We start from the raw sequence: 246 nt of genomic DNA, 5'->3' as shown, positions 1-246 counted from the left end.
ATGGAAAAATAGTTTTCCATGATGGATCTATTTCAGGGCTTACCAGCATTCTGATGCATAATATGACTAAAAATCAAACCGTAGTATTGCTGGCAAACAGAGGAAATAGTCCTGTTTTTTCTATCTCGGATGCTGTTTTTCAATTAATAAACCATAAACCTTATACCATTCCGGCTCAAAATCTTTCAAGAATCTATGGCAGTTTACTGGAAAGTGGAAATCAACAAAAAGCGGAGCAGCTGATTC

Annotated in this window: 1 protein-coding gene; it reads left to right on the top strand. The window is 36.2% G+C overall.

The window, feature by feature from the left end; genetic code table 11:
• Nucleotides 1-62: 62 nt before the first annotated feature.
• Nucleotides 63-246, top strand: a 184-nt coding sequence (locus SB659_RS20260; protein WP_410551729.1) for a hypothetical protein, incomplete at its 3' end; no start/stop codon positions are given.

Source organism: Arthrobacter sp. SIMBA_036 (assembly GCF_046535135.1).
Classification (GTDB): domain Bacteria; phylum Actinomycetota; class Actinomycetes; order Actinomycetales; family Micrococcaceae; genus Arthrobacter.
Note: the sequence above shows the minus strand (reverse complement) of the source record. Positions and strands in the feature narration are given on the sequence as shown.